The following is a 16,960-nucleotide window of genomic DNA, read 5'->3' on the forward strand; positions in this document are numbered from 1 at the left end:
GGATTTTGTGATGGCAATCCCTTCTATTGCGTCTTATCCCCTGCCGCGCGCACAGGATTTCCCTGAGAACAAGGTTTCTTGGGCGTTTGAACCTGAGCGCGCGGTGCTGCTGATTCACGACATGCAGGACTATTTCGTGAATTTCTATGGCGCGGACAGCCCGCTGGCGCAGCAGTTGATCGAGAACATTGTGGCGTTGCGAACCTACTGCAAAGCACAGGGGATTCCGGTGGTGTATACCGCGCAGCCGAACGAGCAAAGCGCGGCCGACCGGGCGCTGCTGAACGACATGTGGGGCGCAGGGCTGAATAATCATCCGGAAAAACAGCGCGTCGTGAGCGCACTGGCACCAGATGAGCGCGACACGGTGCTGGTGAAGTGGCGCTACAGCGCATTCCACCGTTCACCGCTGGAACCGATGATGAAAGAGATGGGTAAAGATCAACTGATTATTTGCGGCGTTTACGCACATATCGGCTGCATGATTACCGCGACGGATGCCTTCATGCGCGACATCAAGCCGTTCATGGTCGGCGATGCAGTGGCGGATTTCTCACTTCAGGAACACCAGATGGCGCTGAAGTACGTGGCGACGCGCGCCGGACGGGTGGTTAGCACGGCAGAACTCACAGGAGCAAAAATGGCACAGGCACTGACGAAACAAGGACTGAGAGCACACCTGCTGACCTTGATCGACGAAGAAGAAGATCAGTTCGATGAAGATGAAAACCTGATCGACTACGGTCTGGATTCGGTGCGCATGATGGCGCTGCTGACCGAATGGCGCAATCAGGGCGTCACGCTGAGCTTTGTCGATCTGGCGCGTAACCCCAGCCTGAATGCCTGGTGGGCGCTGATCGAAAAACAGCAGGGAGTTGCATCATGAAGCCGTTGAGCGTTGCGCAGCGCGGGCTGTGGTTAGGCCATGCCCTGAACGATGATAAGGCGACGTTCAACACGGCGGAGTGCATTGCGTTTGACGGCAAAGTCGATATCGAAGCCATGCTGAGCGCGATCCGTCAGGCGGTCATGGAGTGCGAGTGTCTGTACTGCCAGTTTGTTGAAGTGGCGGGTGAGCACGCCGACCAGCCGGAAATCGGCTTTGTGGCTTCACAACTGCCAGTGCCGATCGGCGTACTGCCGATTAGTGAACTGTTGCCTGCGCCGATGACGGATGAAGCGCAGACGATACGCCAGTGGGCGCGTGAGGAAATCGCCCAGCCGCTGGATTTGCTGAATGGATTACCCTGCCGCTTTGCGCTGCTGTGCGGTGAAAAACGTGATTTTCTCTATAGTTGCGTGCACCACATTGCGCTGGACGGCTTTGGCACGACGATGCTGTTTCAACGCATCGCCCAGATCTATACCGCGCTGACGGCGGGGCAACCCGTGGCGGTGGCGGAGTTCGGCCCGTTCAGCGAGGTACTGGAAGAAGAACAGCAGCGCGATGCCAGTGGGCAGACGGCGCAGGCGCGCGATTTCTGGCTGGAAACACTGAACGCGATGCCGGAACCGGCCAGTTTCAGCGAGAAGAAAGCACCGATTGCGGCGCGTTTTTTGCGCCAGAGCAGCGTGTTGCCGACGGATATCTGGCAGCCGCTGACCGCGCTGTGTGAAGGCAATAAAATCAGCTGGCCGGATCTGTTTCTGGCGATGCTGGCGACGCACCTCAAGCTGGTGTCCGGCAGCGACAGACTGACGTTCGGCATGATGGTGATGAACCGCATCGGCTCCGCCTCGCTGACGGTGCCGAGCATGCAGATGAATATCGTGCCGCTGTGCATTCAGGTCGATGAGCAGGCGGACTTTGTCACACTGGCACAGCAGGTTGCCCGCACCAAACGCACGCTACGTCGTCATCAGCATTATCGCTATGAGCATTTACGGCGCGATCTGAACCGCGTCGGCGGCGAGCAGCGACTCTTCGGCCCGCTGATCAATATCATGCCGTTCGATCATCCTCTCAACTACGGATCGCTGTCGTCCAGCACGCTGAATCTCAGCGCCGGACCGGTAGAAGATCTGACGATCGAGATCCACTTCAAACCCGATGGCACACCGGTATTGGATTTTGATGCCAACCCAGCCTGTTACAGCGCAGAAGCGCTTGCCAACCTGCAAGAAACGCTGTTCACGCTGCTTCAACGCTGGCTGGCACAGCCGCAGCAGACCAGCGGCGAGCTGTTGGGACGCTGGCTGCGTGAAGAACGCGAACTGGCGCTGATCACCAGCCGCGAACCTGAACCTTTTGTCGAACCGGTTCTGACCGCGATTGCCAGGCAGGCGCGTAAAAACCCGCATCATCCAGCGCTGACGCAGCGCGACCGGCAGTACAGCTACCAGCAGTTGCTGGATCTGAGCGGTCAGGCCGCTGCGGCGCTGCATGAGCGCGGCGTTCAGCCCGGTGAGCGCATTGGCATCATGCTGAATCGCAGCCCGGAAACCATCATTTGCCTGCTGGCCGTGATGCAGTGCGGTGCGGTGTATGTGCCGCTCGATCCTGAACAGCCGCACGAACGTCAGCAGCACATCATCCAGATTGGCGGGCTGCGCACGATTGTGACGCAGGCGGATTACCAGCATCGGCTGGCGTCGGTCTTTTCCGGCGAGATCGTTCTTGCGGGGCATCTTCTGTCATCCAGCGCACAGGCTGCCGCGCGGCCACCTGTGGAAGCGAGAGACGGGCAGATTGCCTATGTCATGTTCACCTCGGGATCGACTGGATTGCCGAAGGGCGTGGAGATCGGCGCTGACGCGTTAGATCACTTCACGGCGGCGGCACGTCAGCGCTACGGCCTGCGAGCGGTGGATCGCGTGCTGCAATTTGCCCCGTTCAATTTCGATGCCAGCATTGAAGAAATTTTTGCCACGCTGACCAGTGGTGCGACATTGGTGCTGCGCACCGATGAGATGCTGGAATCGATTCCGACCTTTGTCGAGCAGGTCGAAGAGCAGGCGATTACGCTGCTCGATCTGCCGACCGCATTCTGGAACGAATGGGTGGTGGGGCTGAAAACCGGCACGCTGACCATGCCTTCCGCACTGCGTGCCATCATCATCGGCGGTGAAGCGGTGTACCCCGAACAGCTGGCGCAGTGGCAACGCCATGCGCCGGATACGCTGCGCTTAATCAACACCTATGGCCCAACGGAAACCACGGTGGTGGCGACCAGTTGCGATCTGCAAATACAGTCTGCCGATGTGGCGCAGCTTCCTATCGGTCTGCCGCTGGCGGGTGTCAACGCGCTGATTCTGGCAGCGGGCGATCGTCCTGCGGCAGAAGGGGAACTGGTGCTGCTGGGGCCAACGCTGGCGGCGGGTTACATCGGTACAGAACATACGGCGTTTACGCAAATAGCGGTGGGCGATCGGGATCTTCCGGCTTACCGCACGGGCGACAGAGTCCGGCTGGAAAAGGGACAGCTGCTGTACCTCGGACGTATGGACAACGAATTTAAAATCAGCGGCTACCGGATTCAGCCAGGGGAAGTCGAAGCCCATCTTCTGGCGCAGCCGGACGTTGATGAAGCCTGCGTGCAGGGCATTGTTTACCCCAACGGCGTGCGGCGTCTGGTGGCATTTGTCGCCACGAAAGCCGGTGAGATTGATGCGCGTGCGCTGAAACAGCGTCTGGGCAGCGTACTGCCGCCAGCAATGATCCCGACCGATTATCGCGCCTTCCGCCAGTTGCCGAAAACTGGCTCCAACAAGGTCGATCGCAAGCGTCTATTAGCGGAATACCGCGACGAGGCACCGGCGCAGGCGTTAGCCAGCGAAACCGAGAATCGGGTTAGCGCCATCTGGCAGCAGATCCTCGGCGTGTCGGGGATCCAATCGCGGGATAACTTCTTCGAACTGGGCGGACAGTCGTTGCAGACCATCCAGATCGTCAACCGTCTGGCCGCTGAATTTTCCGTCAGCATCAAGGTGTCTGATGTGTTCGATCATCCCCAGCTCAGCGACTTCTGCCGCTATCTCGACGACCGGCTGTCACAGGATGAAAACAGCGTGGAAATGGTGTGGTAGGGAAAATGATGAACCAGGCACAACCTCTTCAGTTTGATTTCAGCGGCCAGACCGTCTGGGTCACCGGTGCGGCGAGCGGCATTGGCGAAAGCATTGCCCGCCAGTTTGTCACGCTGGGCGCGAACGTGATCGGCTTCGACCGCGCATTTCGACATTACGATCATCCGTTTACCTGCGTGACGCTGGATATCAGCAAACCGGACAGCGTGGCGGCGGTCTGTCGCCAGCAGTTAGCAGAAACGGGGCTCGACGTGCTGGTCAACGCCGCCGGGATTCTGCGCTTGGGCGACATCGACGCGCTGAGCGTGGACGACTGGCACCAGTGCATCAACGTCAACGCCTCCGGTGCGTTTTACCTGCTGAACGCACTGGTTCCGCATTTCAAGCAGCAGCGCCGTGGCGCGATTGTCTGTGTCGGCTCCAATGCTGCGCATGTCCCCCGTCTACAGATGGCGGCGTACTGCGCTTCAAAAGCGGCGCTCACCAGCCTGTCTCACTGTGCCGGTCTGGAGCTGGCACCTTACGGCGTGCGCTGCAATCTGGTGTCACCGGGATCGACGGATACGCCGATGCAGCGCGGCATGTGGCACAGCGCCGATGCCGAGCAGCGCACTATCGCGGGCTTTCCTGACCAGTACAAACTGGGGATTCCGCTGGGCAAGATTGCTCAGCCGGAAGAGATTGCCAATACCGTGGTTTTTCTGGCTTCCGATCTGGCCAGCCACATCACCATGCAGGACGTGGTGGTGGATGGCGGGGCAACGCTGACGGCCTGATTTGCTGAGAGAGTGACAAGTCATGAAAGATATCGTAACGCTGTTAAAGCAGTTGGAACGGCAGGGCGTTCGTCTGGCGTTGAATCCACAGGGGCAGTTGATTTCGCAGTCCAACAAAGACGCGATCACGGCAGACATCGGGCGCACGATTAAGGAAAACAAAGACGCCATTGTGCGCTGCCTGACGGCGCAGCAGGCGTTTGAGCGCCCCATCACGCCGCAAAATGCCACGTCTGGCCCGCTGTCGTCATCGCAAAGCGGACTGTGGTTTATCGAACAGTACGAAGAGCAGTCACACCTCTACAATATGCCGGTCTATTTTCGCCTGACCGGCACGCTGGATGTGGCGGCGCTGGAGTTTGCCTTTGACGCGCTGGCGCAGCGCCATGCCAGCCTGCGCACCCGCTTTGTGGTCAATGAACAGGGCAAGGGTGAACAGCGTATCGATGCCTATCAACCGTTTGTGATACAGCATGATGACTTCTCACCGCTGCCGGAAGCCGAGCGGGAAGCGCGCTTGCAGCAGCAGGTAAAAGCGGAAATCAGTCGCCCGTTCGATCTCACGGCGGGCGATCTCACCCGCGTGCGGCTGGTGAAAATGAGCGAGCGAGTGCACGTTCTGATGATCACCCAGCACCATATTATTTCCGACGGCTGGTCGGTGAAGAATATGTTTGCGGACTTCAAACCGGCTTTTCTGGCCTGTCAAAACCGCCAGCCTCATCCCGCCGAGCCGACGCAGCTTAACTATATTGACTACGCACATTGGTTCAATTCCGCCTCGTTTCTGGATTACCACAACGAGTTCAAACCGTTCTGGGTTGAGCGGCTGACGGGGATCCCTGAGGTGCACAGCCTGCCGCTGGATAAACCGCGTCCGGCACACCAGAACAGCGGTGGTGAGGTGATCTTCTCCGCGATCAACAACGATCTGTGGGATAAATTCAAACGCCTGTGCCAGCGCTACAACACGTCTAATTTTATCGGCTTGCATGCGGTGTTTTCCCTGATGCTGGCGCGGATCAGCGGCGAGAAAGATATCGTCATTGGTTCACCGCTGGCCTACCGCGAGCGGCCGGATATCGAAGATGTCGTCGGCTTCTTCGTTAACACCATCGTGCTGCGCACCCAGTTGCAGGACAGCCAGAGCTTTGTCGATTACCTGCAATACTGCCGTGAGCAGGATCTGTCAGCGTTCGATCATCAACTCTATCGTTTTGAAGCGCTGAGCGAGGCGATCGGTTCCGATCGCACCACCGCGATCAACCCGATCTTCCAGGTAATGCTGGTGTATCAGGCCAAAGTGGATTTTAACGATCTGATCCCCGGTTGTGATGCGGCGGAAGAAACGTCGCCGGTGCTGCCTGCCAAGACCGATATTTCGGTCAAGGTGACGGAGCTGATGGGCGAGGTGCGGCTGGACTGGCTGTTTGCCACTGCGCTGTTTGAGCGTCAGACGATCCAATATTACGCCGACCGTTTTATCCGGCTGATTGAGGCCGTGGTTGAGGCACCGGAAACCGATGTCTGGCATCTGCCGCTGATGGAAGCGGATCGCTTTGCCGCCATGCTGGCGGAAAGCCAGCAGCTACCGCGTAGCTATCCGCAGCCGCAGCTGACGGTAACCGACGTGATTGAAGCCATCGCCCAGCGCGATCCCCAGCAACTGGCGATAGCCTTTGATGGCGAACAGCGCACCGATACGCTGACGTATGCTGAACTGAACAGGCAGTCGAATCAGCTTGCGCACTGGCTGCACCGTCAGGGGCTGGGCGAACAGTCGCTGGTTGGCGTGCTGGCGAAGCGCGATCGCTATTTTGTCATTGCGCTGCTGGCCGTCTGGAAAGCGGGTGCTGCCTATGTGCCGTTGGATCCTGACTATCCGCCGGAACGGCTGCGCCACATCATTACCGATGCTAATCTTGCCGTCATTCTCGGCGGCGATGGGCAGCAGCTGGCACAGTGGTCTGCCGAACAGTGCATCGATCTGACCGATCCTACGGTTGTCGCGCAGTGGCACGATCTGCCGGGCGATCAACCGCCAGCCATTCTGCGCCATGCACAGCAACTGGCACAGGTGATCTACACCTCGGGATCGACCGGTCTGCCGAAGGGCGTCATGATCGAACACGGTTCGCTGATCAATCTGCTGGACGATCATCGCGATCGCATCGCGTTCACGCCGCGAAGCACCATGTTCAACTGCATGTCGCTCTCGTTTGACGCCGGTAACATGACGACGCTGTTGCCGCTGAGCAGCGGTGGCACGCTGGCGTTTGGCGAACCCAACGATCGGGCGATTGTGCAGGCCGAACAAGCGGGGGCGACGCATCTGATCCTACCGACGGCGCTGATGTCAATTCTCGATCCACTGCACGTTAACGGCATTCAGGCGATTGGCATGGGCGGTGAAGCTTGCCCGAACGCCGTGGTGGAAAACTGGGCCGATAAGGTCGCGCTGTACAACATGTACGGGCCGACGGAGTGTACCGTTACCGCGTTGAGCACCCGCCTGCGTAAAGGTCAGCCTGTGACCATCGGCAAACCCATCGCCCATATTCAGGCGTTGATTCTGGACGCAGCAGGACAGCTGTGTCCGGCGGGCGTGCCGGGTGAACTGTGTCTTGCGGGGCTTGGGTTGGCGCGCGGTTATCTCAACCAGCCGCAGATGACCGCCAGCCGCTTTGAGCACATCACGCTGAATGACGTGAACAACACCGAACAGAGCACGGCGACGCTGCGTATTTATCGCACGGGTGATAAGGCCAGACTGCTGAACAACGGCGACTATGAATACTGTGGCCGTATTGATGAGCAGATTAAGCTGCGCGGCTATCGCATTGAGCCGGGTGAAATTGAGGCACAGCTGGCGGCGGTATGTCCGTCGCTGAAGCAGATGAAAGTCGTCGTGGCACAGGTCGGAAACCGTCCGGCGCTGGTTGCCTATGGCACGGTGAAAGCGGGCAGCAGCACGCCGGAACCTGCCGCCGTGCTGATTGATGTCGCGAAGCACCTGCCGGAATACATGGTGCCGTTCCGACTGATTCTGCTCGAAGATATGCCGCTGACGCCAAACGGCAAGCTGGATACGAAACAGCTGCCGCCGGTGCTGGAGGCAAGTGAAGGCGACGGTGAAGCCGATAATCCGCTGGAAGCGGACGTACTGGCGATTTGGCGCAGCGTGCTGAATACGCCGCTGGGCGTCGAGGATGATTTCTTCCGCTTAGGCGGTGATTCCATCCTCAGTATCCAACTGACGACGCGCTTGCGCAGCGCGGGCTATGTTTGCACGGTGAAAGACGTTTTCGAAGCAAAAAGCGTGCGGCGTCTGTGTCGCGTGCTGGCGCAGAATAACCACGACACAGGAATTGTGGCGGAGCAGGGCACGCTGGAAGGCGAATTCGCGCTGCTGCCGATTCAGCGCTGGTTTGTGGAACAGCCATTGGCACGTCCTGAGCACTGGAATCAGGCTGCGATGATCCAACTGCCGGACGTGGATACCGAACGCCTTACCGCGATGTTGCAGGCGCTGATGGCGCAACATGACGCGCTACGTCTGGCCTGTGATGCCGACGGGCAGCGCTATCTGACGGATGTGCCTTGTCCTGCGGTGTTGACGCTGGATTATCGCCAGCTTGGTGACGACGGCCTGCAACAGGCGTTTACCGCGCTACAGAGTGAATTCGATCCCGCGCAGGGAAGAACGATGGCCGCCGCACTGGTGCGTCACCATCCGCAGGCAGACACGGCTGTGTTCCTCGCTTTCCATCATCTGGTGATTGATGCCGTCTCCTGGCGCATTCTGGTCGACGATCTGGAGCGGCTGTACCTCGGTGAACCGCTGCTGCCGAAAACGTCGAGCTATCGCCAGTGGGGGGCGGCACTGCAAAACTACGCCACACAACATGCGGAACAGCTGACGTACTGGCTGGCGCAGGAAGACGGCGTAGATCAGACGGCACTGCTGGCGGCGAAAGATCCGCAGGGCCTGGCTAGTGCTGCGATTCTGACGCTGGACGCGGAAACCACAGGCCAACTGGTGAGCGAGGCTAACCGTGCCTTTAATACCGACGTCAGCGATCTGCTGCTGGCGGCGCTGACCCGCACGCTAAACGATCTCGGCTGGGGCGACAAAGCGCGCATCATGCTGGAAGGGCACGGCCGCGAAGCGATTGAGCCGACGCTGGATGTCAGCCGCACGGTGGGGTGGTTTACCAGCACCTATCCGGTGTGTCTGCAAGATCGGTTCGACTGGGCTTCCTTGATTAAATCCAGCAAAGAACAGCTGCGTCAGGTGCCGGATAAAGGCGTTGGGTTTAACCCGCTGCGCTACCACCATCCGCAGGGCAATGCGCTGACGCTCTCGCCGATTGTATTCAACTATCTCGGGCTGTCGGTTCAGGCGGCTGGCGTGTGGCGTCCGGTGGATGTTGCGCCGGGAGGCTGCGTTTCGCCGGAGAATAAACCGGCGGAGATTATCAGCCTTCACGGCGGTATTGCGCGCGGACAGCTGACGCTGCGTCAGGTGGGTTGCCTCAACCAGCGCGACAGCGAACGTCTGATGGCGCGGTTCACGGAGAATCTGCGTGCGCTGACGGCAGCCTGTCTGGCACAGCTGCGTCACGGCACGGTCTTTACCCCCAGCGACTTCCCAGCGGTGACGCTGAGCCAGACGCAACTCGACAGCCTGTCGCAGCGTTATGACATCGACACGTTGCTGCCGCTGTCATCGCTCCAGCAGTCGATGCTGTATCACCGTCTACGCTGTCCGCAGGACGATGCTTATCATCTGCAAACGCCGATTCGCTACGCGCAGGCGCTGGACGTGGAAGGCTATCGTCAGGCATGGCAGCGTCAGATTCAGCGTTTCCCGGCGCTACGTGCCGCGCTGGAAAGCGAGTATGCCAGCGTGCAGGTGATTGTGACGCAGGCAGACCTGCCTTTCTACTATCAGGATGTGGCGCAGGAGGCCGACCCACTGGCTGTCATCGAACGCTATCGCCAGCAGGATTTACGCACCGGATTTAACTTGTCGCAGCCGCCGCTGTTGCGTATTGCCTGTTTCCGTTTGGGTGAGCAGGATTATCGGGTGCTCCTGAGCTGTCATCACAGCGTGATTGATGGCTGGAGTGGTCCGCAGCTGCTAGGCGCGGTGCATCGTGATTATCAGATGTTGATGAACGGCGAAACATTTATGCACGGCGAAACATCCGCGATTCAGGTGGATCGTGCTTATGTGGATTATGCGCGGCATGCCGTGGCGCAGCAGTCCGCTGTTGAGGCTTTCTGGCAGCAGCGGCAGCCGCTGCTGGCGCAGACGAACGATGTAGCGATGCTGTTTGCGGCGGCGGGGAAACGCGCCGATCTCAGCCAGCATCTTACGCAGGTTGAACCGCAGGTCACCGGCGTGAGCCTGAACGAACAGGATCAGGCGACGTTAACCGCTTTTGCCCGTGAGGTGGGCGTTACGCACAGCATTATCGCGCAATATGCCTGGCACCGGCTGCTGGCGCGGTCAACCGGTGATGCGGTCAGTATTGTCGGGAATGTGCTGTCGGGCAGGGAAAGTCCGGTGGAGGACGTGGCGAGCAGCGTGGGTCTGTACATCAACAGCCTGCCGCTGGCGCTGAGCTGGCAGCAGCTGGTATCGCTGCAACAGCATCTGGTGCAGTTGCAGAATGAGCTGATGGCGATGAACCAGCATGCTACGCAGTCGCTGATTGCGCTGACGGCCGGACGCTCGCGTCTGTTCAACAGCCTGTTTATTTATGAAAACTATCCTATTTATGAAAAGCAGCCCGGCGCAAAAGCAGAGCAGGGCCAATGCGCTGACGATCCGCATCGGCTATCTCCCGAGTTCTCCGCCGCCTATGAAAAAGTCGAGATGCCGCTGAATCTGGTGGTGCGTGAGCAGGCGGGCTGCATGCTGCTGCGTTTCGAGTTTGACGCTGATGTGCTGGACAGTGCGCAGGCGCGTCGGGTGCTGATGCGCTGGCATGACGAAGTGGTCGCACTAATCAATAGCTCACCGCAGCAGCCAGCCGAGATTATCGGGCATGAGAAAGCGACAGGCTCGGTGGTTGCGCAGAAAACGGTGGCAGATAGCGGTATTAGCCAGCCGGATACGCCGTCAGCCCAGTCGCTGCTGCGCGTGTGGGCGCAGGTGCTACATCTCAATGAATCCGGCCTCTGGTCGCAGACGTTGTGTGAAAGCGGTGTTGATTCGCTCCAGCGTATTGCGTTGGCACAGGCATTGAGCCGTGTGTTAGCGCAGCCGGTGAGTGTGGCGCTTTTACAACGCTACCCGTCACCGCAGGCGCTGAGCGGGTATCTGGCACAGTCGAGGGTTACCGCCAATGAGGAAACGCTGTCATGACAGGGAACGATGAAGCAGTGGGGAATCCGCTGGCGGATATCCAACAACCCACGGCCTTCGGGCAGCGGGCGGGAGCAGCGCACAGTGAACAGCGGCACAGCAGTGAATTGGTTAAGCACTATCCCACGTCGCTGGTGAGCGCGGCGTGGAGCTGGCTGCTGTACAAATACAGCGGTGAAGAGCAGGTGTGTGCGGCGCTCGTCACAGGCGATCTTCCTGACAGCGTAAGGCCGCTGATCGTGCATTTTCAACAGCGCGATCGTCTCGTCAGCGAGTGGATCGCCGCCGTGGGATCGTCATGCGATCCGCAGTCTGCGCCAGAGATTCCGGCCGCAGATACCCAGCATGCGCTGTTTAGCAGCCTGCTGATCGTGGGGGAGAGGGCATCGTTACCTGCCGTAGCTCAGAATGTGGCGCTCATCGTGCAGGTTCAGCACGATCGGGTCATTCTGACCGCGCCTGATGGGCAGTTCGACAATCGGCAGCTACAGCGTATTGCCTGCGATCTCACGCAGCTACTTGATGGCCTGCTGACACAGCGCTGGGAGCGTCTGGCGCAGATTCGCTTCAGTCCGCAGGTGGCACCGCTACCGCACAGGGCGACGACGCTCGCGCTGCACGATGAACTGCTGGCGCGTCTTACTGAGGAAACTCGTCAGGATCGTGTGGCGATCGCCTTTCAGGAACGCGAAATTCGCTATCGGGAACTGCTGCAACGCGTGGCGCTGATTCAGCAGGCGCTGGCGGCGCAAGGGGTGACGGCCGGTCAGCGCGTGGGGCTGCACCTTAGCCGTCAGCCTGACACCGTGGCGGCGCTGCTGGCCTGCCTGTTTTCTCAGGTGACGTTTGTGCCGCTGGAGCCGGATTTTCCGGGAGAGCGTCTACAGGCGATTCAGCAGGAAGCGGCGCTGGCAGCGGTCTTGCAGGACGGCTATACCGGCGGTTCGCTGGCGTTTGATTGCCCGATACTGAACCTGTGTGATTTACCGTATGCCGCCAGCGATTCCACGGCGAGCATACAGTTGGCGCGGATCGGTGGGCCGGAAACCGCGGCCTACATGATGTTTACCTCCGGTTCGACGGGGAAACCAAAGGGCGTGGTGATTGGTCAGCGGGCGCTGCAAACCTTTATTCATGCCAGCGTAGATCGGCTGGCTTTAACGGATAACGCCAACTGGCTGCTGATTACCACGCTGGCGTTTGATATCTCCATGCTGGAAGTGTTTGCGCCGCTGTGGGTTGGCGGCGTGCAGCATCTGACTACGCATGAGGAATACAAAGATCCGCAGGCGGTCGCGGCCTATTTGCAGGCTAGGCCTGAGATCAACGTATTGCAGGCCACGCCCGCGTTTTGGCGAATGATGTTCAAGGCGGGCTGGCAGGGCAAACCCGATCTGGTGGCGCTGTGCGGCGGTGAAGCGCTGGATCTGCGACTGGCGCAGCGTCTGGTCAGCCGTTGTAAGACGCTGTGGAATTGCTATGGACCAACCGAAGCGACAATTTGGTCGCAGATGGCGCAGATTGACGGCGCGGCATTGGAGAACCAGCACACGGTCGCGCTGGGCAACACGCTGGCGGGCTACCAGCATCTGGTGATCGATGACGATCGTCATCCGCTGTCGGAAGGGATGGTCGGCGAACTGTGCATTCTCGGTGAAGCGCTGAGCAGCGGATACTGGCAGCGTGACGATCTGACGCAGGATCGTTTTATTCAGCAGGCGGAGTCTGGACAGCGAATGTACCGCACCGGGGATAAAGTCCGGCTGCTGGCGGACGATCGCTATCAGTATCTGGGGCGTTTCGACGATCAGGTGAAGTTACGGGGATTTCGCATCGAGTTAGGGGAGATCGAGGCGCAATTGAAGCGGATCGAGCAGGTGCAGGATGCGGCCGTCAAACTTCAGGGTGAAGGGGATGAGGCGGTGCTGGTCGGCTACGTGGAATATAAACCCGGCTCGGAGATGACTAAACTGGCGTTGCGTAAACAGCTGCATCAGTTCTTACCGGCTTACATGGTGCCGGGACGCATTGTGGTGCTCGACAAGCTGCCCAAAACTGGCAGCGGTAAGGTCGATCGCAAGCGCCTGACGGATGTCTGATCGTAAGTGGGGCAGCGGTGCTGCCCTTTCACCGCGATTAGCGGTTTCCTGGTCACATTCTATGTGAATGCGGAGACGGTTTCGTGCGCCACAATACTGCTATTCTCATGCTACCTCGTAGCACGCGCCCGACACAGGGCGGCTCAGTTGCCGTCGCCCTGTGAACCCTGGCTTCCGGCTAAATTATGTCGCTGCGCGATGCCTTCGTCGGTATCAGGCTTAGAGGACCGCTTGCGACACGTTCCATACGTGGCGCAAGCTTTCGCCGCGTCCATGCGGCTCATCCTAAGCCTGCTATCTCCTCAGCATAATTTTTACGCCGGGTAACGATCCCTCCCTGTTCCATCGCTATATTATTTTTATATAAAACAGCATGATGATAAGGGGAAGTCGCGGTTTACTGGTGCTCCTGACGGGCGTCATCGCCAAACGTAATTGAACGTCCACGTGCATCCATTTTTGCTTTATCGCGGTTGAAGCCCATTTTGGCGCGAACGCCGCCCAGCATGCGGCTTCGTTGATAGATTTGATAAAGACGATAGTTATGCCGCTACATCACAAGTCAAACCTCAACTTGCTTCAGCGTGAATCTTTTGGACGTTACAATAGTTATAATCGTTACTATATTTGATAAATTTCAAATAGTTATAACAGTTAAGATATTTGTAAGTTTTAGGGGATTCTGACTTTAAAGCCATATCCAGAAGTGAGTTCTTCGCTTAGCGAAGAGCCGATGTTCCGGAGGAATTTAAAATCCGGAACATCGGACATTTATCATATTTGTGCTAATTCAGCGGGAAATAGTGAGCATAACATTCGTTAATACTCACTATGAAAAGTAGTCCGCCAGGCTAGCTACCTACACGACTCTCGTCGCACTACATCATGCCGCCCATACCACCCATGCCGCCCATACCACCAGCGCCACCTAAGTCAGGTGCATCGCTTTTCGGCAGGTCGGTAACCATACATTCGGTGGTGATCATCAGACCGGCAACGGAAGCCGCGAACTGCAGCGCAGAACGGGTGACTTTGGTTGGATCCAGGATACCGAAGTCGATCATGTTGCCGTATTCTTCCGTTGCTGCGTTGTAACCGTAGTTACCTTCGCCCGCTTTAACGCTGTTCGCAACCACAGATGGCTCTTCGCCAGCGTTGGAAACGATCTGACGCAGTGGTGCTTCCATCGCGCGCAGCGCAACTTTGATACCCACGTTCTGGTCTTCGTTTTGAGCAGTCAGAGAAGCCAGTTTGGCTGCAACGCGAACCAGCGCAACACCACCACCCGCAACCACGCCTTCTTCTACCGCGGCGCGAGTCGCAGCCAGGGCATCTTCAACGCGTGCTTTCTTCTCTTTCATTTCAACTTCAGTTGCTGCGCCAACTTTGATAACGGCTACGCCGCCAGCCAGTTTAGCCACACGCTCTTGCAGTTTTTCTTTGTCGTAATCAGACGTTGCTTCTTCAACCTGCTGACGGATCTGAGCAACACGGCCCTGGATCGCAGCTTCTTCACCCGTACCATCGATGATGGTAGTGGTGTCTTTGTTGATCACAACGCGTTTTGCCTGACCCAGATCTTCCAGCGTCGCTTTTTCCAGCTCCAGACCGATCTCTTCAGAGATAACGGTACCGCCAGTCAGCGTCGCGATATCTTGCAGCATTGCTTTACGACGGTCGCCGAAGCCCGGTGCTTTCACCGCAGCAACTTTAACGATGCCACGCATGGTGTTAACCACCAGCGTTGCCAGCGCTTCGCCTTCAACATCTTCAGCAACGATAACCAGCGGTTTGCCGGCTTTCGCTACGGCTTCCAGTACTGGCAGCATTTCGCGGATGTTGGAGATTTTTTTATCAGCCAGCAGGATGAACGGGCTTTCCAGTTCTACAGCACCCGTTTCCGGCTTGTTGATGAAGTACGGAGACAGGTAGCCACGGTCGAACTGCATACCTTCAACCACGTCCAGCTCGTCTTGCAGACCGGTACCTTCTTCAACGGTGATCACGCCTTCTTTACCGACTTTGTCCATGGCTTCGGCAATCATTTTGCCTACGGTTTCGTCGGAGTTAGCAGAGATGGTACCAACCTGAGCGATAGCTTTAGAGTCAGAGCACGGTACAGACAGTGCTTTCAGCTCTTCAACAGCAGCGATAACGGCTTTATCGATACCGCGCTTCAGATCCATCGGGTTCATGCCCGCTGCAACAGCTTTCAGGCCTTCAGTGATGATAGCCTGCGCCAATACGGTTGCGGTCGTGGTGCCGTCGCCTGCTGCGTCATTCGCTTTAGAGGCAACTTCTTTCACCATCTGTGCGCCCATGTTCTCGAACTTGTCTTCCAGCTCGATTTCACGCGCAACAGATACGCCGTCTTTAGTAATGGTCGGTGCACCGAAGGATTTATCCAACACGACATTACGGCCTTTCGGGCCTAGGGTAACCTTCACTGCATCAGCCAGTACATTTACGCCGCGCAGCATTTTCACGCGAGCGTCATTACCGAATTTTACGTCTTTAGCTGCCATGGTCTATTTCCCTCAAATTCTTTCAGTTCAGATGATTACGCGCAATTACGCTTCAACAATTGCCAGAATGTCGCTTTCAGACATGATCAACACTTCTTCGTTATCAATCTTCTCTGCTTTCACGCCATAGCCATCATTGAAAATAACGATGTCGCCAACTTTCACATCCAGCGGCTTCACTTCGCCATTTTCCAGGATACGTCCGTGACCTACGGCCAGCACTTCACCGCGGGTAGATTTACCAGCAGCGGAACCAGTCAGTACGATACCGCCAGCAGATTTTGACTCAACTTCTTTGCGCTTGACGATCACGCGGTCATGCAATGGACGAATATTCATTGATAGCTCTCCTTTGAGAAAGTCCATATCGGTTTAGGATAAACGCCGACTATGTCTTCATAACAACTATGTTTCATAACGATTATGCTTTTCATAATCGGCCTTGTGGTGTTCTAAGTGGGGGCGTTTCACCGCCCTTCAAGGGAAAAAATTCATTTTTTTTGCGTTAGGCGTCGGCCTATCGCTGACATCTGATAAAAAATAAGGATTATCAATATGATAATCCTTATCTGCTTTTCAATTCGTCTTGACGTTAACGGTTGTCATTATCGTCACGGTGTTCAATATTTGTGCTTGCGCCATCTTTGCGCTGGTATTCACCTTCAAAGGTGTTACCGCCGGAAGACGACGCACCAGGGCCTGATCCAGGACCAGAACGCCAGACATGCAAGTGAGGCATCAGTTTGAGCGTCAGCCTTTTCTGCACCGGCGGTAGCAGCAACAGCAGCCCCAGAAAGTCAGTCAGGAAGCCCGGAATCAGGAGCAGGAAGCCCGCCAGCACCAGTGAAACGCTTTTTACCATCTCAGCCGCTGGGCTTTCACCTGCCGCCATTTTCTGCTGCATCTGCACCAGCGTTTTCATCCCCTGATTACGCACCAGCGAGACGCCCACGCAGGACGTGAAGACAACCAGCAACAGCGTCATGGCGACGCCAAGCACCTCAGCCACCTGAATAAACAGCGATATCTCGATGTAAGCCAAAAGAAAAATAAGTAATAACGGTAACCAGCGCACCCGGTACTCCTGTGTGTTTTACGCGTACTGTTTTAATAAAAACGTCTGTTAATAAGAACGTGTTAAGCCATCGCTATTGAAAA

General features: G+C 57.4%; 8 protein-coding genes. 5 read left to right on the forward strand and 3 right to left on the reverse strand.

Annotated elements, in window-relative coordinates:
• Nucleotides 1-10: 10 nt before the first annotated feature.
• Genes IG609_RS02535 through IG609_RS02555 form a run of 5 tightly spaced genes read left to right on the forward strand, consistent with a single transcriptional unit; the run spans nucleotide 11 to nucleotide 13,277 of the window.
• Nucleotides 11-886, forward strand: a complete 876-nt coding sequence (locus IG609_RS02535) for an isochorismatase (RefSeq protein WP_193397878.1) — start codon at nucleotides 11-13, stop codon at nucleotides 884-886.
• A complete protein-coding gene (locus tag IG609_RS02540; RefSeq protein WP_193397879.1) occupies nucleotides 883-4,026 on the forward strand; it encodes a non-ribosomal peptide synthetase in 3,144 nt (1,047 codons plus the stop codon). Before IG609_RS02535 ends, IG609_RS02540 begins: the two co-directional genes overlap by 4 nt.
• A gap of 5 nt (nucleotides 4,027-4,031) precedes the next feature.
• Nucleotides 4,032-4,802 carry a 2,3-dihydro-2,3-dihydroxybenzoate dehydrogenase gene (gene dhbA, locus IG609_RS02545; protein WP_193397880.1) on the forward strand — a complete coding sequence of 257 codons (771 nt, stop codon included), beginning with the start codon at nucleotides 4,032-4,034 and terminating at the stop codon, nucleotides 4,800-4,802.
• A gap of 22 nt (nucleotides 4,803-4,824) precedes the next feature.
• Complete coding sequence (locus IG609_RS02550) at nucleotides 4,825-11,178, forward strand: non-ribosomal peptide synthetase (RefSeq protein WP_193397881.1); 6,354 nt, start codon at nucleotides 4,825-4,827, stop codon at nucleotides 11,176-11,178.
• Nucleotides 11,175-13,277: an amino acid adenylation domain-containing protein gene (locus tag IG609_RS02555; RefSeq protein ID WP_193397882.1), complete on the forward strand. Its 2,103-nt coding sequence runs from the start codon at nucleotides 11,175-11,177 to the stop codon at nucleotides 13,275-13,277. Before IG609_RS02550 ends, IG609_RS02555 begins: the two co-directional genes overlap by 4 nt.
• Nucleotides 13,278-14,155: 878 nt before the next feature.
• Here IG609_RS02555 and groL read toward each other — a convergent pair.
• From groL to IG609_RS02570, 3 genes are all read right to left on the reverse strand, one after another.
• Nucleotides 14,156-15,802, reverse strand: a complete 1,647-nt coding sequence (gene groL, locus IG609_RS02560; protein ID WP_010282899.1) for a chaperonin GroEL — start codon at nucleotides 15,800-15,802, stop codon at nucleotides 14,156-14,158.
• Between the two features lie 45 nt (nucleotides 15,803-15,847).
• Entirely contained in the window at nucleotides 15,848-16,141 is a 294-nt protein-coding gene (locus IG609_RS02565) for a co-chaperone GroES (protein ID WP_005971295.1), read from the reverse strand.
• Between the two features lie 253 nt (nucleotides 16,142-16,394).
• On the reverse strand, nucleotides 16,395-16,877 hold the full coding sequence (locus tag IG609_RS02570) for an FxsA family protein (RefSeq protein ID WP_193397883.1): 483 nt from the start codon (nucleotides 16,875-16,877) through the stop codon (nucleotides 16,395-16,397).
• Nucleotides 16,878-16,960: the final 83 nt, after the last annotated feature.

It is taken from the genome of Pectobacterium quasiaquaticum, from assembly GCF_014946775.2.
Classification (GTDB): domain Bacteria; phylum Pseudomonadota; class Gammaproteobacteria; order Enterobacterales; family Enterobacteriaceae; genus Pectobacterium; species Pectobacterium aquaticum.

Coding starts and splice junctions, on each gene's coding strand:
- IG609_RS02535 (WP_193397878.1), top strand. CDS start 11: ATGGCAATCCCTTCTATTGCGTCTTATCCCCTGCCGCGCGCACAGGAT.
- IG609_RS02540 (WP_193397879.1), top strand. CDS start 883: ATGAAGCCGTTGAGCGTTGCGCAGCGCGGGCTGTGGTTAGGCCATGCC.
- dhbA (WP_193397880.1), top strand. CDS start 4,032: ATGATGAACCAGGCACAACCTCTTCAGTTTGATTTCAGCGGCCAGACC.
- IG609_RS02550 (WP_193397881.1), top strand. CDS start 4,825: ATGAAAGATATCGTAACGCTGTTAAAGCAGTTGGAACGGCAGGGCGTT.
- IG609_RS02555 (WP_193397882.1), top strand. CDS start 11,175: ATGACAGGGAACGATGAAGCAGTGGGGAATCCGCTGGCGGATATCCAA.
- groL (WP_010282899.1), bottom strand. CDS start 15,802: ATGGCAGCTAAAGACGTAAAATTCGGTAATGACGCTCGCGTGAAAATG.
- IG609_RS02565 (WP_005971295.1), bottom strand. CDS start 16,141: ATGAATATTCGTCCATTGCATGACCGCGTGATCGTCAAGCGCAAAGAA.